This is a genomic window from Pseudomonas sp. URMO17WK12:I9, assembly GCF_900230165.1.
GTDB classification, from domain to species: Bacteria; Pseudomonadota; Gammaproteobacteria; order Pseudomonadales; family Pseudomonadaceae; genus Aquipseudomonas; species Aquipseudomonas fulva.
In genome coordinates, this window is the sequence record NZ_OCMQ01000004.1 from 200,107 (window position 1) to 214,641 (window position 14,535).

Consider the following 14,535-nt stretch of genomic DNA (forward strand, 5'->3'; position numbering starts at 1 on the left):
CAAACGCTACCTCATCAACGTAGTGCAACCTACGCCCCTTTGCACGCTTGAACGACGAATGGCGGCACCTGTCACATGGGTGATCACGCACAGGGCGCTGCCCTCGAGAGCCGTCAATGCGCCTCAACCCTTGCGCAATACATACACACGCCACATGGCATAAAACGGCAGGAAGTCGAGACGCTCCTGGATTCTGAAACCCGCGGCAGCGAATTCCGCCTCAACCGTTTCGGTGGGTAACACAAAACGGTTCTGGTAACTTTCCGGTCCATGCTCGGCGCCGCGACGCCGCTCGAGCTTCCTGCGCCGCCAGGCTTTGAAATTGCCATCCACCCACAACGACACAATCACGCTGTCTCGGCTAACCCGATGAAATTCATTGAGAATCGCTTTTCTGTGCGCCGCTTCGCCAATATGGTGAAACAGACGCATGCAAAAGATGCTGTCCACCGCGTTGTCCGGCAATTCGATGGCAAAGGCCGAGGTCTGCAAAGGTCGTACCCGGGCCACGATTTCCGGTGGTTGGGCCGCGCATGCCGTCTCGATCATGTCGGCAGAATTGTCTGCTCCGATGATCACGCGGTTGGCTTTTTCCGCCAGCAGTGGCCAGAAGCGACCCGCCCCGCAGGGCAGGTCCAGGACCAGGCCCGGCTCGCCCGCCAGCATCAGGGCCCGTCGAGCCAACTGTTCATCGCGCTTATGGGAAAGGCGCCTGGCAAGGCCAGCCTGGTGCTTCAAAAAATACTGTTGGGCATGGGCCTTGTCGTATTTACGGGAAAATTCGAGGTTGATGGGGCTACGCATCGGGCATCTCCTGATTCCAATGGCGGCCAGACTAAGCAGCCAAGCGTTGGAATCAGGTTATGGCCTTGTGAAAAAAGCGTTCTTCAATAGGATATTTCTTACAGGCTATTACGAAAGTGTGTTCAGCTCGCCCTTGGCTACGGTGCTGCTGAGGTCCACTTGGAAACGGCAGCCATGAGGGTGGGTCGAGGTCAGGGTGACCTGCCAGCCTTGGTCATCGCAAATGCGCTGGACCAACGACAAGCCCAGGCCAAGCCCTTCACCTCGGCGCTCATCCCCCCGCACGAAGGGCTTGAACATGGCTTCGCGCTGCTCCTCCGGGATGCCTACCCCGCTGTCTTCCACGGTGAAATGCGTGGCTTGCAGGGTCAGACGAATGTAACCGCTGTCGGTGTAATGGGCAGCATTACGCAGCAAGTTGCCCATGACCGATTGCAGGAAGGTGGCGTTGTACAAGACCGGACCTGCGTTACCACGGCCTTCGTAATGCAGCGTCAGCCCCTTTTGTTCGATGGTGTCGCGCCATACCCCGATCAATTCGTCCCCCACCTCGCGCAGGGTTGCCCGCGAAGCCACAGCGCCTTCGTCTCTTTGGGCCCGGGCCAGCATGAGGAAGGTTTTTACCAGCTCGCGCATTTCCTCGGTGGCGCGGGCTACCCGTTCGACCTGACTGCGCGAGCGCGCGTCCAGTGCCGGGTTTTCCATGAGCAGCTCGCACGAGGTGGCCAGCACCATCAGCGGCGTACGCAACTCGTGGCTGACGTCGCTTGTGAACAGGCGCTCGCGCGTCAAGGCATCGCGCAGACGGCCCAGGGTGTCGTCGAAGGCCACTGCCAACTGCCCGACCTCGTCGGCGGCGTAATCAGGCGCCAATGGTGGCGCCAACCCCAACAGCTGATCGCGATGGCGCACTTGGCGCGCCAGGCGGATGACCGGCGCCATCACCCGGCGCGCCACCAACCAGCCCAGAATCACGGCGAGCACCAGGCTCAATACGAACCCTACGACCACCACCGCGAACAGCAGCCGTTCTCGCTCCTCGAAGTCGCTTTGATCCTGCAACAGCACGTAGCGACGACCGTCCACGATCTCCACCATGGCGTGATACGAAAGCTGATCGCGAAAGACCTCGTGGAAACCCCGGTCCAGATGGCGCAGGTCCTTTGGCAACTCGAAGTCGTCCCGCCCGCCACTGAAGTAGAACAGTTGGTCCGGTCGCGGACGGTGACTCCAGTCGCTGACGCTGTCCATGCGCAACAGACGCTGCAAGTCACCGCCGAGCACCGACGAAATCAGGCGTTCTTCCACCAGGTGCACGGTAGAAACGATACCCACGGCGAAAGCCCCCGCCACCAGCGCGCTCATCAACGCAAAGGCAATGATGATGCGCTGGGCAAGGCTCTGTTTAAACTCCATCGCGGCCCTCGGCGAGGCGATAGCCGACGCCATGGACGGTATGCAGCAGGGGTTTTTCAAAGGGTTTGTCGATCACCTGGCGCAACTGGTGTACATGGCTGCGCAGGCTGTCGCTGTCGGGGCAGTCATCGCCCCACAGGGCTTCTTCGAGCACTTCGCGCCGCAACACGTGCGGGCTCTTCTGCATGAGCACCGCCAGCAGTTTCAGGCCGACCGGGTTGAGCTTGAGCAGGCGGCCTTGCCGGCTGACCTCGAGTGTGTCGAGGTCGTAGCTCAGGTCTGCAACCTGCAGCGTGCGACGTCCACCACCCTGCGCCCTGCGCAGCACGGCTTCGATACGCGCAGACAGCTCGGACAAGGCGAAGGGCTTGAGCAGGTAGTCATCGGCGCCGGAACGGAAGCCTTGCAGCCGATCGTCCAGCTGATCGCGGGCGGTGAGCATGATCACCGGCGTGTCGCGGCGTGCGTCTTCGCGCAGGCGCTTGCACAGCGTATAGCCATCGATGCCCGGCAACATGATGTCGAGCACGATCAGGTCATAGTGCTCGGTCGCTGCCAGGTGCAGGCCCGACAACCCATCCTGGGCACAGTCGACGGTATAGCCCTTCATGCCGAGGTAATCGGCAAGGTTGGCCAGAATATCGCGGTTGTCTTCAACCAAGAGGATGCGCATGAATTTCTCCTGTGCGACGCTGCTCGCGGTGATGCGCGGCAGGCGCAGCTTAAGGCCTAAGCCTGCGGGGTGCCAGCCTTTGGATGAATTCAGGCGGCTTGACGTTTTTTTCACCGAACCTTCACGGACACAGCATAGAAGCGGCCTGACAATGCGCGACCTTCTCGCGCCCTGGAGCCGCCATGCAGCAATCAAATTGCCCTCGCCCCTTGAACCTGTGGCTGTACCTAGGTATCCCAATGGCCATCATGCTTGGGCTGGTGGCGCTCGAATGGACGTCGGTGGACATGGACATAGCCAACCTGTTCTTCGATACCGCCACCGGGCAGTTCATCGGTCGCCACAGCTACCTGCTGGAGAACATCCTGCATGACCGGGTCAAGCAGGGCGTAATCGTGTTGGGCGTACTGGCACTGGCTGTGTTTGCGGCAAGTTTTTTGGTCAAGGGTTTGTACAGCTGGCGCCGCGAACTGGGCTGCCTGGTGCTCGCACTGGGGGTGTCCACCGCCTTCGTCACACCGCTTAAGAAACTGACGCAGGTGCAGTGCCCTTGGAGCCTCACGCAGTTCGGCGGCTCGGAAACCTACAGCAAGCTGCTCGAGCCAAGGCCTGCCACCGACAAGCCGGGCCTGTGCTGGCCGGGCGGTCACGCGACCACGGGGTTCTGCCTGTTCGCGCTGTTTTTCGCGTTGCGTGATCGTAAACCGCGCCTCGCGCGCGTGGCATTTGCGGCCGCCCTGATCGCCGGTACGGTCCTGTCGGTGGGCAGGATGATGCAAGGGGCGCACTTTTTGTCCCACAACGTGTGGACGGCCGTCTTCTGCTGGCTGATCGGCCTGGGTGCCTACTACCTGGTGCTGTACCGCAGACGGGCAGCAGACAGGCCAGCCGCCGAGCCCAACCCTGCCTGAGTCAGTGCCCCCCGGTCGAGTGCCGAGCCCTGAACGAAAAAGCCCCGGCTCTTGCGAGCCGGGGCTTAGGGGTATAGCGAGGGTAAGGCTGGCTTACATCATGCCGCCCATGCCACCCATGCCGCCCATGTCAGGCATGCCGCCGCCTGCTGGCTTGTCTTCCGGCAGGTCAGCAACCATGGCTTCGGTGGTGATCATCAGACCGCCGATCGAAGCAGCAGCTTGCAGTGCCGAACGGGTAACCTTGGCTGGGTCCAGGATCCCCATTTCGATCATGTCGCCGTACTCGCCGGTCGCAGCGTTGTAGCCGTAGTTGCCCGAACCCTGCTTGACCTTGTCGGCCACAACGCTTGGCTCGTCGCCGGCGTTGGCAGTGATCTGACGCAGCGGGGATTCGACCGCACGGCGCAGCAGCGAGATACCGACGTTCTGGTCTTCGTTGTCACCTTTGAGGTCAACGATTGCAGACAGGGCGCGCACCAGGGCAACACCACCGCCAGGCACCACGCCTTCCTCGACCGCTGCACGGGTAGCGTGCAGTGCGTCTTCGACGCGGGCTTTCTTCTCTTTCATTTCGACTTCGGTGCCAGCACCGACCTTGATGACGGCAACACCGCCGGCCAGCTTGGCCAGACGCTCTTGCAGCTTCTCACGGTCGTAGTCCGAAGAGGTTTCTTCGATCTGAGCACGGATCTGCTTGACGCGACCCTGGATATCGTCTTCAGCGCCAGCGCCGTCGATGATGATGGTGTTTTCCTTGGACAGGGTAACGCGCTTGGCGTTGCCCAGGTGTTCCAGGGTAGCGGTTTCCAGGGACAGGCCGATTTCTTCGGAGATGACCTGGCCGCCAGTCAGGACGGCGATGTCCTGCAGCATGGCCTTGCGACGGTCGCCGAAGCCTGGTGCCTTGACTGCTGCAACCTTGACGATGCCGCGCATGTTGTTGACGACCAGGGTAGCCAGGGCTTCGCCTTCGACGTCTTCAGCAACGATCAGCAGCGGGCGGCCGGCCTTGGCAACGGCTTCCAGTACTGGCAGCAGCTCACGGATGTTGGAGATCTTCTTGTCGACCAGCAGCAGCAGCGGGCTGTCCAGCTCGGCAACCATGGTGTCTGGCTTGTTGACGAAGTACGGGGACAGGTAGCCGCGGTCGAACTGCATGCCTTCGACGACCGACAGCTCGTTTTCCAGGCCCGAACCTTCCTCGACGGTGATGACGCCTTCCTTGCCGACCTTCTCCATGGCTTCGGCGATGATTTCACCGATGGAGCTGTCGGAGTTGGCGGAAATGGTACCGACCTGGGCAATGGCCTTGGAATCGGCGCATGGCTTGGACAGGTTCTTCAGCTCGGCAACGATGGCGGAGGTCGCCTTGTCGATGCCGCGCTTGAGGTCCATCGGGTTCATGCCGGCAGCGACGGCCTTCAGGCCTTCGTTGACGATCGACTGAGCCAGCACGGTCGCGGTGGTGGTGCCGTCACCGGCTGCATCGTTGGCCTTGGAAGCGACTTCCTTGACCAGCTGGGCGCCCATGTTCTCGAAGGCGTCCTTGAGCTCGATTTCCTTGGCGACGGAAACGCCGTCCTTGGTGATGGTCGGCGCGCCGAAGCTCTTGGCCAGTACCACGTTACGGCCTTTCGGGCCCAGGGTCGCTTTTACCGCGTCAGCCAGAACGTTGACACCAACCAGCATTTTCTTGCGAGCGGAATCGCCGAATTTTACGTCTTTAGCAGCCATGATCGTTTAATCCTTGATAAATCTTTGGAGTAACGGGAAGTCGGTGGAAATCAGCCTTCAACAACGGCCAGGATTTCGTTTTCGGCCATGACCAGCAGGTCTTCGCCGTCGACTTTCACGGTGTTGCTACCCGAGTACGGGCCGAAAACCACTTTGTCACCCACTTTCACGGCCAGTGCACGTACTTCGCCGTTGTCCAGGACGCGGCCAGTGCCGACGGCGACGACTTCGCCGCGGTTTGGTTTTTCAGCGGCCGAACCTGGCAGGACGATACCGCCAGCGGTTTTCGATTCTTCTTCGCTGCGACGGATGACGACGCGGTCATGCAGAGGACGAAGCTTCATTGTCGATCTCTCCCAAATTGTGGTTTTCATCGGCCGGTGTCGACACCGGCGGGTTGATGCTGTCCGGCGTTGCCGGAAGGCCGCTCGCAACGAGCAAACGGCCTGAGTCATGTCTGGTGTCACCACCAGAAACCTTGCGGTGACCACTACATGAGGCCGTCCGAATCGATTACAAGGCTTGGCAGGGAATTTTTTTTGCCCAGGCATGAAAAAGGGCCGCTTGGCGGCCCTGTTCTCACTGATCGCGGCGCTCGTACTCGCCTTCGATCACATTGGGCCGATGGCCCCCGTCACGCGGGGGCTGGCCCTGCAAAGGGTCATCCTGAAACGCTCGCTGGCGGGTCGCCTGGGCCTGGGCACGCTCGCGCATCTTGCGAGCCGCCAGACGGCGGGTGAAGGGCAACAGGCACAGCAGGCCGAGCACGTCGCTGATGAAACCGGGGATCATCAGCAGCCCGCCGCCGACCGCCAGCATCATGCCATGGAACATGTCCTCGGCAGGCAGCTCACCGCGTTGCAGGCTTTCACGCGCACGCAGGGCCGTGGCCAACCCCGCGACTCGCATGACCAAGACCCCGAGGGCGGAGCCGGCGATAATCAGCAGCAATGCGGGGAAGAACCCGATGGCACCGCTGACTTTCACGAAGACGAACAGCTCCAGCACTGGAAACAGCAGAAGCAGCAGTAGAAAAACACGCATCAAAGCATTCCTCGTCGCAAGACACCCTTGCAGTAAGACCTACAAATGGATGCGTGTGCTCCGCTTTTCAAGCAGGTATTTCGCTCGAAGCCGGCCAGCGGTCGGCGCGGGCCAGAAAAACCAAGGCTTCGCGCACTTGTGTCGGCGTATTGCAATGAGTCGGAAATGCCAACCAGTGGATCGCCTGGCCGATGCGCAGGTGCATCCCTTCGCTGTCGATACCGACCAACTGCGCAGGCATGTGGCTGGGAAGCTGGGCAAGCTGCACATAGTGCGCGATGGCCACGGCATGGTCGCTGTTCATGTGCTCGATCATGCCGCTCTCGACCTTGCCGGCGAACGGATTGGCCAAGGTCACCTTGTCGAGCCAGTGGATGGCACCGAAGCCACCGATGTAGCGATGCCGTACCGGCTCAAGCACCCAGAAATCGAAGTCGTGAGCCTGGTGGTAGTCGGCCGCGTCCGGGAAGTAGCGGTAATAGCGCAGGGCCGCTGCCTCGATGCTGGCCGGGTCCTGCAGCTTGCTCGCCTCGGCCATGACGGTCAGTCGCCCGACCGCCTGCACGTCCTGCGCCTCACGCTCGCCCACCAGCAGCGAACACTTGGCGTCCTTGTGCAGGTTATGCGTGTGCTGGGCGATACGGCTGATCAGGATGAGCGGCCTGCCCTCTGCATCGAGGCAATAGGGCACGACCGAACCGAACGGGAAACCAGGCATGGACTTGGAATGGGTCGACAAGACCCCCCGGTATTCCTTGAGCAACAATTCCCGGGCAGGACGGACAGCGTTCTCACTCACTTCGAAACCCCTCGATGAAACCCTGCAGGCAGCAGGCGGTGATGGCAGGCACAAGACCGACAAGGGCAGGCCTGACTCCAATCGCCCAGCTTAACCCCGACGGCTTACCAGGTAACGCCAAAGCCTGCAGTGTAGCGGGTCTTGTCCAGGTCGCTCTCGCGGGTGCCACTGATGATGTCCTTCTCGGCCTTGAGGTTCAGCGACGCCCAGTCGGTGACCTTGTAGCGCAGGCCCACTTCGGCGTCCAGGGAATAGTCGGCGACATTGCCCAGGGGCTTTGCCAGCTCGCCGTTAGTGAACAGCTGCACCTTCTTGCCGATCAGGTAGCGGGTGTAGTCCCACTTCACGGCGGCGGAATAGAAGTTGTCCTTGTCACCGTCCTGGTACTCGAAGTCGGTACGGTTGATCAGCGAGCCCAGCGAGAAGGCACCCAGCTCGTCGTCCCAGAACTGGTAGCCAGGGCCAGTACCCACCGTGCGCTGGCGGGCGAGGTCTTCGATACGGTCACGCTTGTACTCGGCACGCCCCTGCCAGAACCATTTCTCGGTCAGGAAGCGGTCCAGCGCATACTCGGCGCTCCAGTTGTCGGTGGTGGTGACATCGTCCTTGGTCTCGCGGTTGTACTCGCCTTCGGCGTTATGACGCCAGCGCCCATGGCGTGCAGTGGTCTTGAAACTGACGTCGTAGTCGTCGGTGTCGTTCTCGGCCCGCTTGTAGTCCAGCGCCACATCGACATTGCCTTTCCAGACCAGGTCCTCGACCACCGGCTTGGGCTTCATGATCTGCTCGATGCTCGCCAGGTCCACCGTCTTGGGTGCCTCGCCGTTGGCCAGGGTCACTTTGCCTGCCTCGGCAGCCTGGAGCGACTTGGCCTTCTCGCCGGAGTAGGCATCCTGCTTGACCAGCAGCTCCTGGTCGCTTTCAAGGGTCTTCACCTGTTTCCAGTCCAAGGCGATCGAACCGCCGTAAGGCGTTTCGAGCAGCAGCTTGCCGCCGTCGAAGACCTTGATCTTGCCGCTCAGGCGGTCGCCATTTTTCATCCAGACAGTATCGGCGAACGCCGAGGAGACGCAGCAGGAGGCGGCGAGCAGTGAGAGCAGTAATTTGAAGGACATAAGCGGGCTACAGGTTCGATTTGGCGAGAAAACCGGGCATTATCCAGATGCAACCGGCAAGAGCAAGCAAAGACCTGCCACGCGCCGATGAGTTCCACTCTCATTTGCCGGCCGTTGGTCAGGTTTCATGTACACCCCAGGGAGGGCCTGGTGTTCGACGCGATGGAGCATACCTTGGAAACTGCAGAGGGCCGACGGACGGCATTGTATTCAGTGCTCGGCCAGGTGCCTGTCGGGCGCGTGGTGAGCTATGGCCAACTGGCAGCGCTTGCCGGGCTTGGCAAGGCCGCCCGGTGGGTGGGCCGCACGCTGTCCCAGTTGCCTGAGGGCACGCGTTTGCCTTGGCATCGGGTGCTGGGCGCAGGCGGTCGCCTGAGCCTGCCTTCAGGTACGCCATCGGGCGATGAGCAACGGGCCCGTTTGCGTGCCGAAGGCGTGCACGTGGCCAACAATCGCGTGGATATGACGCGCCATGGCTGGCGCCCGATGGAGCACAGCGGTTAGAGTGCGCGCTTTGTCCTGGAAACTTGAGGCAGATGTTGGTCCATGCCCCGTAAAACCTGGCGCGCTGCGCTCGCTGCCTATGCCAGCCCGTCAACCCTGGTGCTTTTGCTGCTCGGCTTCGCGGCCGGCCTGCCTTACATGCTGGTGTTCTCGACCCTCTCCGTATGGTTGCGCGAAGCCGGCGTAGCCAGGGAAACCATCGGCTATGCCAGCCTTATCGGCCTGGCCTATGCCTTCAAATGGGTGTGGTCGCCGCTGCTGGACCAATGGCGCTTACCGCTTCTGGGCGGCATGGGGCGTCGCCGTTCCTGGCTGCTGCTGTCCCAGGCACTGGTCGTGGTGGGCCTGGTCGGCATGAGCCTGTGCGACCCGCAACAGCACCTTTCGTGGCTGATCGCCCTGGCCGTCCTGGTGGCCTTTGCCTCGGCCACCCAGGATATCGCCGTGGATGCCTACCGCCTGGAGATCGCCGATGACCAGCGCCAGGCGGCCCTGGCCGCCAGCTACATGGCCGGTTATCGCGTCGCCGCCCTGCTCGCCACCGCCGGCGCGCTGTTCTTTGCCGAATGGTTTGGCTCCACCGGGTTCAGCTACCTGCACAAGGCGTGGGCCGGCACCTATGTGATGTTCGCAGTCATGATGCTTCCGGCCCTCTTCACGACCCTGGTCATGCGTGAGCCACCCGTGCCCCTGCGCACCCAGCTTTCGGCAGCCCGCTACGGGTTGGCCCACCAGTTGGCCTCGGTGTTCGTGCTCATCATCCTGCTGGTGTCGGTGCCGGCCAGCTTCACGCAGATGTTCAATACAGGCTGGTCGAGCGTGATCTCGGGCGACGCCACGCCCCTGGACCTGCTGCTCGAGGACCGCGCCTTCCTGCGCTTGATCCTGTACGTGCTGCTGTCCTGGGCTTGCCTGTCGAGCCTTGGGCGCCGCGGCCTTGCGCCGGTGCTCACGCCCATCAATGACTTCATCGTGCGCTACCGCTGGCAAGCCCTGCTGCTACTCGGGCTGATCGCCACCTACCGCATGTCCGACACGGTAATGGGCGTCATGGCCAACGTGTTCTACATCGACATGGGCTTTACCAAGGACCAGATCGCCAGTGTCAGCAAGATTTTCGGCCTGATCATGACCTTGGTGGGCGCCGGCGTGGGCGGCCTGCTCATCGTGCGCTTCGGCATCATGCCCATTCTGTTCATCGGTGGCGTGGCGTCAGCCGGCACCAACATTCTGTTCCTGATGCTGGCGGACATGGGCCCGAATCTGGAAATGCTGGTGGTGACCATTTCGCTGGACAACTTCAGCTCCGGCATGGCGACTTCAGCCTTTGTCGCCTACTTGTCGAGCCTGACCAACCTCAAGTTCTCGGCCACCCAGTATGCGCTACTGAGCTCGATCATGTTGCTGCTGCCACGCTTGATCGGTGGCTATTCCGGCGTCATGGTGGAGAAGTTCGGGTACCACGATTTCTTCCTGATCACCGCGCTGCTTGGCGTGCCGACCTTGATCCTGATCGCCTTGCAGTGGCGCCAGGACAGCACGCCCGGCCAGTCGGCCAGCCCACCTGCCCCGGCCTCCGAGCAGCCCTGAACCGCCTGCCTTGCAAGGGCAAGGCATGTGTACCGCCTAAGGCATCACAGCCGCTTGGGCACTGCGCGCCCTTAACAGCGACCACAGCGGCCACAGGGCTAGCCCCCCTGCCACACTGGCCGCCACGGCAAAGTGCAAAAGGCTCGCCCCGGCACCGATCATGGCCAGCAAGGCCCCGCCTAATCCCAGCAGCGCGATGGTGATCATGCCGAGCATGGCCGAGACCAGGCCTTTGCTTTGAGTGCTTGCGAACAATGTCATGCGATAGAGCACGGCATTGGCGATACCCAGGCCCAGTGCGTAGAGCGACAGACCTGCCACCAGGCTGATAACGCTCGGCCATACCCAGGTTGCCACCACCATCAGGCAGAGCCCTGCCACATAAGGCCACAGCGCACCGCGCACCAACGTCGGCAGCGGATGACGGTCGGCAATGTGGTTGATGATCAGGTTGCCCAGAATCAGCCCACCAAACACCGGCAACTGCCACAGGGCATAGGCGAGCGTGCTTAGCCCTTCATCGTGGATGAGCAGCACCGGGGACAGGCCAATCCAGCCGATCAACGGCAGACCAACCAGGCCCAGGGCGGCGCTGCCGGCGACGAAACGCCGGTTCGACAGCAGCTGCCCGTACCCGGCCAGCAACGGCAACAGGTGGATCGGGGTGAAGGCCAGGCGCGAGCCGTCGCGCCGCTCCACACCCAAGGTTTCGGGCATCAACCGATACAGCAGCAACCAGGCAACCACAGCGCCAATGGCAAACGCCACGAACAACCAGCGCCAGTCCAGCCATTGCAGCATCAGCGTCCCCACCAAAGGCCCCAGCAGTGGCGACAGCAAGGCGATATTGGCCAGCAAGGCCATCATGCGCACAGCATCCGCCTCGCTGAATGCCTCGTTGAGTGCGGGATAACTGACCGTGACCACAAAACCCAGTCCGATGCCTTGCAGCAGACGCAGCAGGTTGAACAGGCCAATGTCATGGACCCAGAAGGTGCCCAGGCACGCCAGGCCGAAGAATGCGCAACCGGTGAGCAGCAGCGGTCGGCGGCCGTAGCGATCGGCCAACGGCCCGATCAGCCATTGCAGCAAGACACCCCCGAGCAGGTAGAGATTGAGCGCAAGGGGAATGTATTCGGGGCCGGCCTTGAGCTCGCCCACCACAACGGGCATCGCCGGCATGACGGCGTCGCTGGCCAGGTAGGTCAGCAGCTCGAACAGCGCGAGTGTCAGGCCAAACAACAAGGCCCGCAGCGGGGTGATGTACAGCAGTGGTTTCATGATGGTTTACGAAGATGACGGTGGGACGAGGCTATATGCCAGAAATCCCGATGACTGACTGTGAGCAAGTGTAAGCGCGCGAATAGATCCCCTTGAGCAACGAAGCCCGCCCTGCGCGCCCAGCAGGCCCTGTGAAGGACGCTGCTGAACCCGGAGGGCGGGCTCGATCGATGCCAGCCTGTGCTGAGGCCTTACTGCGCGGCCGTTTCCTGCACCACGCGAATGACCCGCTGCGGGAACGGAATGTCGATTCCTTCCGCCTTCAAGCGGTCACGTGCCTGCTCGTTGAGCATGAAGATCACGTCCCAGTAGTCCGAGGTCTTGGTCCACAGACGCAGCGAGACGGTGATCGAGCTGTCACCCAGGGTAGACACCACCGCCACAGGGGCAGGGTCGGCCAGCACACGTGGGTCCTGGGCCAGCTCCAGCAGGACGTTGCGCGCCTTCTGCAAGTCAGCCTCGTAGTCCACCCCCACGTCGAACACCACCTTGCGGGTGGGTTGGCGGTTGGTGTTGGTGATGATCCCGTTGGACAGGGAGCCGTTGGGCAGGATCACGGTCTTGTTGTCGCCGGTACGCAGCACCGTGTGGAAAATCTGGATGCTGTCCACGGTACCGCTCACGCCCTGCGCCTCGATCCAGTCACCGATGCGGAACGGGCGGAACAGCAGGATCAGTACGCCGCCTGCGAAGTTCGCCAGGCTGCCTTGCAACGCCAGGCCGATGGCCAGGGTAGCACCACCGATGGCCGCCACGAAGGAGGTCGTCTCGATACCGATCATCGAGGCCACGCTGATGGCCAGCAGGATCTTCAACACGATGTTGGCCAGCGTGCGGATGAAGCTCTGCAGCGCCGGGTCGTGGACTTTCAGGCCCACGAGCCTTGCCAGCCGGTCGCTGACGATGTTGGTCACCCACCAGCCGATGGCGAGGGTCACCAGCGCCAGCAGCAGGCGGCTGCCGTACGCCATGATCATGGGAATCCAGGTTTCGGATTGGCGGACCAGCTGATCGACTTCAGCACTCAAATCCATATTCATCTCCTGATGCCGAACGGCGATTGCACAATACGTCAGGCCGCCTGCATTTCAGCGGCCAGGCCCCCATGGACAGCCGTGAGTGCACGGGGGTTCCGGCGGCCCGGATCAGTCGCGGAAGTTGTTGAACTGCAGCGGCATGTCAAATTCCTTGGTACGCAGCAAGGCGATGGCTTCCTGCAGATCATCGCGCTTCTTGCCAGTGACCCGTACCTGCTCGCCCTGGATGGCGGCCTGGACCTTGAGCTTGCCATCCTTGATGGTGGCGACGATCTTCTTGGCCAGGTCCTTGTCGATGCCCTCGCGGAACTTGGCCTCCTGCTTTTTCTCCTTGCCGGACGGATAGGGGTCCTTGGTTTCCAGGCACTTGACGTCGATCTTGCGCTTGGCCAGGGCCAGGCGCAGGATTTCGATCATCGCCTCGAGCTGGATCTCTTCCTCGGCCGTGAGCATGACGGTCTGCTCTTTATCCTTGAACTCGAAGCTGCCCTTGCCCTTGAGGTCGTAGCGGCGGTCAAGCTCCTTGATGGCATTGTCGACCGCGTTCTGCACTTCGTGCTTGTCCAGTTCCGATACCACGTCGAACGAAGGCATGGTTACTCTCCCAAAATAAAAGCGCGCTCGGACTGAAGATGGAGCGCGCTGGGTTTGACGGTTAAAATGCGGGCTCATTATAACGGTTGCGAAACGCATATGAGCAGCACCTGGCACATTCTCGGCGCAGGAAGCCTGGGCAGCCTGTGGGCCTGTCGTCTGGCGCGGGCCGGCAAGGCCGTGCGCCTGATCATGCGTGACAGCACGCGTTTGCAGGCTTACCAGCAAGTGGGCAGCCTTGGCTTGCTGGAACAGGACCTGACCGCCCACTACGCCATACCGGCCGAAACAGCCCAGAGTGATGGGCCGATCCACCGCCTGCTGGTGGCCTGCAAGGCCTATGACGCGGCGCCGGCCGTGGCCAGCGTTGCCAGCCGTCTTGTGCCCGGCGCCGAGGTGCTGTTGTTGCAAAACGGCCTGGGTAGCCAGGACGAGGTGGCCAGGCAGGTGCCGCAGGCCCGCTGCATCTTCGTCTCCAGCACCGAGGGCGCCTACCGGGAACGTGACTGGCAGGTGCGCTTCGCCGGGCAGGGGTACAACTGGCTGGGGGACCCGGGCAATCCTGCTCCACCGCCGTGGCTCGAGGATTTGCAAGCAGCGGGTATCCCTGCCCAATGGAGCCCCGATATCCTCAGCCGGCTCTGGCGCAAGCTGGCCATCAACTGCGCGATCAACCCGCTGACCGTGCTGCACCAATGCCGCAACGGGGGCCTGCTGGGCCATCTCGATCAGGTGCAGGCACTGTGCGTTGAGCTCGAGCGTCTGTTGCGTCAGTGCGGCCAGCCGCAGGCCGCTCAGGACCTTGAACAGGACGTGCAACGGGTCCTCCTGGCCACTGCCACCAACTACGCTTCGATGTACCAGGATGTACGGGCTGGCCGGCGTACCGAGGTGCAGTACCTGCTTGGCTATGCTTGCCAGGCAGCCCGCCGACATGGGCTGCACCTGCCGCATCTGGAACACCTGCTCCAATGCCTGGTCGATAACTTGCGCGTGCGGGGCTTGCCCTGCGACTGACGCGGCCCTTGAA

Annotated in this window: 15 protein-coding genes; 4 read left to right on the plus strand and 11 right to left on the minus strand. The window is 62.0% G+C overall.

The genetic code is table 11. The features are described 5' to 3' along the window. Window positions 1-123 precede the first annotated feature (123 nt). From CRP40_RS11145 to colR, 3 genes are all read right to left on the minus strand, one after another. On the minus strand, window positions 124-804 hold the full coding sequence (locus tag CRP40_RS11145) for a class I SAM-dependent methyltransferase (RefSeq protein WP_027914501.1): 681 nt from the start codon (window positions 802-804) through the stop codon (window positions 124-126). Between the two features lie 108 nt (window positions 805-912). Next, window positions 913-2,220: a HAMP domain-containing sensor histidine kinase gene (locus CRP40_RS11150; protein WP_027914500.1), complete on the minus strand. Its 1,308-nt coding sequence runs from the start codon at window positions 2,218-2,220 to the stop codon at window positions 913-915. Further along, a complete protein-coding gene (colR, locus tag CRP40_RS11155) occupies window positions 2,210-2,893 on the minus strand; it encodes a two-component system response regulator ColR (RefSeq protein WP_023534349.1) in 684 nt (227 codons plus the stop codon). Before colR ends, CRP40_RS11150 begins: the two co-directional genes overlap by 11 nt. Window positions 2,894-3,075: 182 nt before the next feature. On the opposite strand from colR, the gene CRP40_RS11160 reads away from it, so the two are divergent. Next, on the plus strand, window positions 3,076-3,804 hold the full coding sequence (locus tag CRP40_RS11160) for a phosphatase PAP2 family protein (RefSeq protein ID WP_027914499.1): 729 nt from the start codon (window positions 3,076-3,078) through the stop codon (window positions 3,802-3,804). 93 nt (window positions 3,805-3,897) lie between these two features. Here the strand turns inward: CRP40_RS11160 and groL are convergent, their stop codons facing one another. From groL to CRP40_RS11185, 5 genes are all read right to left on the minus strand, one after another. Next, a complete protein-coding gene (gene groL / locus CRP40_RS11165; protein ID WP_027914498.1) occupies window positions 3,898-5,541 on the minus strand; it encodes a chaperonin GroEL in 1,644 nt (547 codons plus the stop codon). 50 nt (window positions 5,542-5,591) lie between these two features. Then, window positions 5,592-5,885, minus strand: coding sequence for a co-chaperone GroES (locus CRP40_RS11170; protein WP_003251905.1), 294 nt, complete (start codon window positions 5,883-5,885; stop codon window positions 5,592-5,594). 235 nt (window positions 5,886-6,120) lie between these two features. After that, complete coding sequence (locus tag CRP40_RS11175) at window positions 6,121-6,585, minus strand: FxsA family protein (protein WP_027914497.1); 465 nt, start codon at window positions 6,583-6,585, stop codon at window positions 6,121-6,123. A 67-nt stretch (window positions 6,586-6,652) separates the two neighbouring features. Next, a complete protein-coding gene (locus CRP40_RS11180) occupies window positions 6,653-7,384 on the minus strand; it encodes a HugZ family protein (RefSeq protein ID WP_027914496.1) in 732 nt (243 codons plus the stop codon). A gap of 104 nt (window positions 7,385-7,488) precedes the next feature. Beyond that, window positions 7,489-8,499: a DUF481 domain-containing protein gene (locus CRP40_RS11185; RefSeq protein WP_027914495.1), complete on the minus strand. Its 1,011-nt coding sequence runs from the start codon at window positions 8,497-8,499 to the stop codon at window positions 7,489-7,491. Between the two features lie 162 nt (window positions 8,500-8,661). Between CRP40_RS11185 and CRP40_RS11190 the strand changes: the two genes are divergently transcribed. Together CRP40_RS11190 and CRP40_RS11195 are read left to right on the plus strand one after the other, a co-directional pair. After that, the gene (locus CRP40_RS11190) at window positions 8,662-9,003 is read left to right on the plus strand and encodes an MGMT family protein (RefSeq protein ID WP_033695031.1); all 342 of its coding nucleotides are present in this window, start codon (window positions 8,662-8,664) and stop codon (window positions 9,001-9,003) included. 42 nt (window positions 9,004-9,045) lie between these two features. Then, on the plus strand, window positions 9,046-10,593 hold the full coding sequence (locus CRP40_RS11195) for an AmpG family muropeptide MFS transporter (RefSeq protein WP_027914493.1): 1,548 nt from the start codon (window positions 9,046-9,048) through the stop codon (window positions 10,591-10,593). 36 nt (window positions 10,594-10,629) lie between these two features. Here CRP40_RS11195 and CRP40_RS11200 read toward each other — a convergent pair whose 3' ends face one another. From CRP40_RS11200 to CRP40_RS11210, 3 genes are all read right to left on the minus strand, one after another. Continuing rightward, window positions 10,630-11,874, minus strand: coding sequence for an MFS transporter (locus CRP40_RS11200; protein ID WP_027914492.1), 1,245 nt, complete (start codon window positions 11,872-11,874; stop codon window positions 10,630-10,632). Between the two features lie 191 nt (window positions 11,875-12,065). Then, entirely contained in the window at window positions 12,066-12,908 is an 843-nt protein-coding gene (locus tag CRP40_RS11205; protein WP_027914491.1) for a mechanosensitive ion channel family protein, read from the minus strand. Window positions 12,909-13,019: 111 nt separating this feature from the next. After that, window positions 13,020-13,505 carry a YajQ family cyclic di-GMP-binding protein gene (locus CRP40_RS11210; RefSeq protein WP_027914490.1) on the minus strand — a complete coding sequence of 162 codons (486 nt, stop codon included), beginning with the start codon at window positions 13,503-13,505 and terminating at the stop codon, window positions 13,020-13,022. 99 nt (window positions 13,506-13,604) lie between these two features. Here CRP40_RS11210 and CRP40_RS11215 point away from each other — a divergent pair, with 99 nt between their 5' ends. Continuing rightward, window positions 13,605-14,522 carry a putative 2-dehydropantoate 2-reductase gene (locus CRP40_RS11215; RefSeq protein WP_027914489.1) on the plus strand — a complete coding sequence of 306 codons (918 nt, stop codon included), beginning with the start codon at window positions 13,605-13,607 and terminating at the stop codon, window positions 14,520-14,522. Window positions 14,523-14,535 lie beyond the last annotated feature (13 nt).

Excerpts from the sequence above, each read along its gene's own strand:
- CRP40_RS11145 (WP_027914501.1), bottom strand. The coding sequence starts at position 804 with ATGCGTAGCCCCATCAACCTCGAATTTTCCCGTAAATACGACAAGGCC.
- CRP40_RS11150 (WP_027914500.1), bottom strand. The coding sequence starts at position 2,220 with ATGGAGTTTAAACAGAGCCTTGCCCAGCGCATCATCATTGCCTTTGCG.
- colR (WP_023534349.1), bottom strand. The coding sequence starts at position 2,893 with ATGCGCATCCTCTTGGTTGAAGACAACCGCGATATTCTGGCCAACCTT.
- CRP40_RS11160 (WP_027914499.1), top strand. The coding sequence starts at position 3,076 with ATGCAGCAATCAAATTGCCCTCGCCCCTTGAACCTGTGGCTGTACCTA.
- groL (WP_027914498.1), bottom strand. The coding sequence starts at position 5,541 with ATGGCTGCTAAAGACGTAAAATTCGGCGATTCCGCTCGCAAGAAAATG.
- CRP40_RS11170 (WP_003251905.1), bottom strand. The coding sequence starts at position 5,885 with ATGAAGCTTCGTCCTCTGCATGACCGCGTCGTCATCCGTCGCAGCGAA.
- CRP40_RS11175 (WP_027914497.1), bottom strand. The coding sequence starts at position 6,585 with ATGCGTGTTTTTCTACTGCTGCTTCTGCTGTTTCCAGTGCTGGAGCTG.
- CRP40_RS11185 (WP_027914495.1), bottom strand. The coding sequence starts at position 8,499 with ATGTCCTTCAAATTACTGCTCTCACTGCTCGCCGCCTCCTGCTGCGTC.
- CRP40_RS11190 (WP_033695031.1), top strand. The coding sequence starts at position 8,662 with ATGGAGCATACCTTGGAAACTGCAGAGGGCCGACGGACGGCATTGTAT.
- CRP40_RS11195 (WP_027914493.1), top strand. The coding sequence starts at position 9,046 with ATGCCCCGTAAAACCTGGCGCGCTGCGCTCGCTGCCTATGCCAGCCCG.
- CRP40_RS11200 (WP_027914492.1), bottom strand. The coding sequence starts at position 11,874 with ATGAAACCACTGCTGTACATCACCCCGCTGCGGGCCTTGTTGTTTGGC.
- CRP40_RS11205 (WP_027914491.1), bottom strand. The coding sequence starts at position 12,908 with ATGGATTTGAGTGCTGAAGTCGATCAGCTGGTCCGCCAATCCGAAACC.
- CRP40_RS11210 (WP_027914490.1), bottom strand. The coding sequence starts at position 13,505 with ATGCCTTCGTTCGACGTGGTATCGGAACTGGACAAGCACGAAGTGCAG.
- CRP40_RS11215 (WP_027914489.1), top strand. The coding sequence starts at position 13,605 with ATGAGCAGCACCTGGCACATTCTCGGCGCAGGAAGCCTGGGCAGCCTG.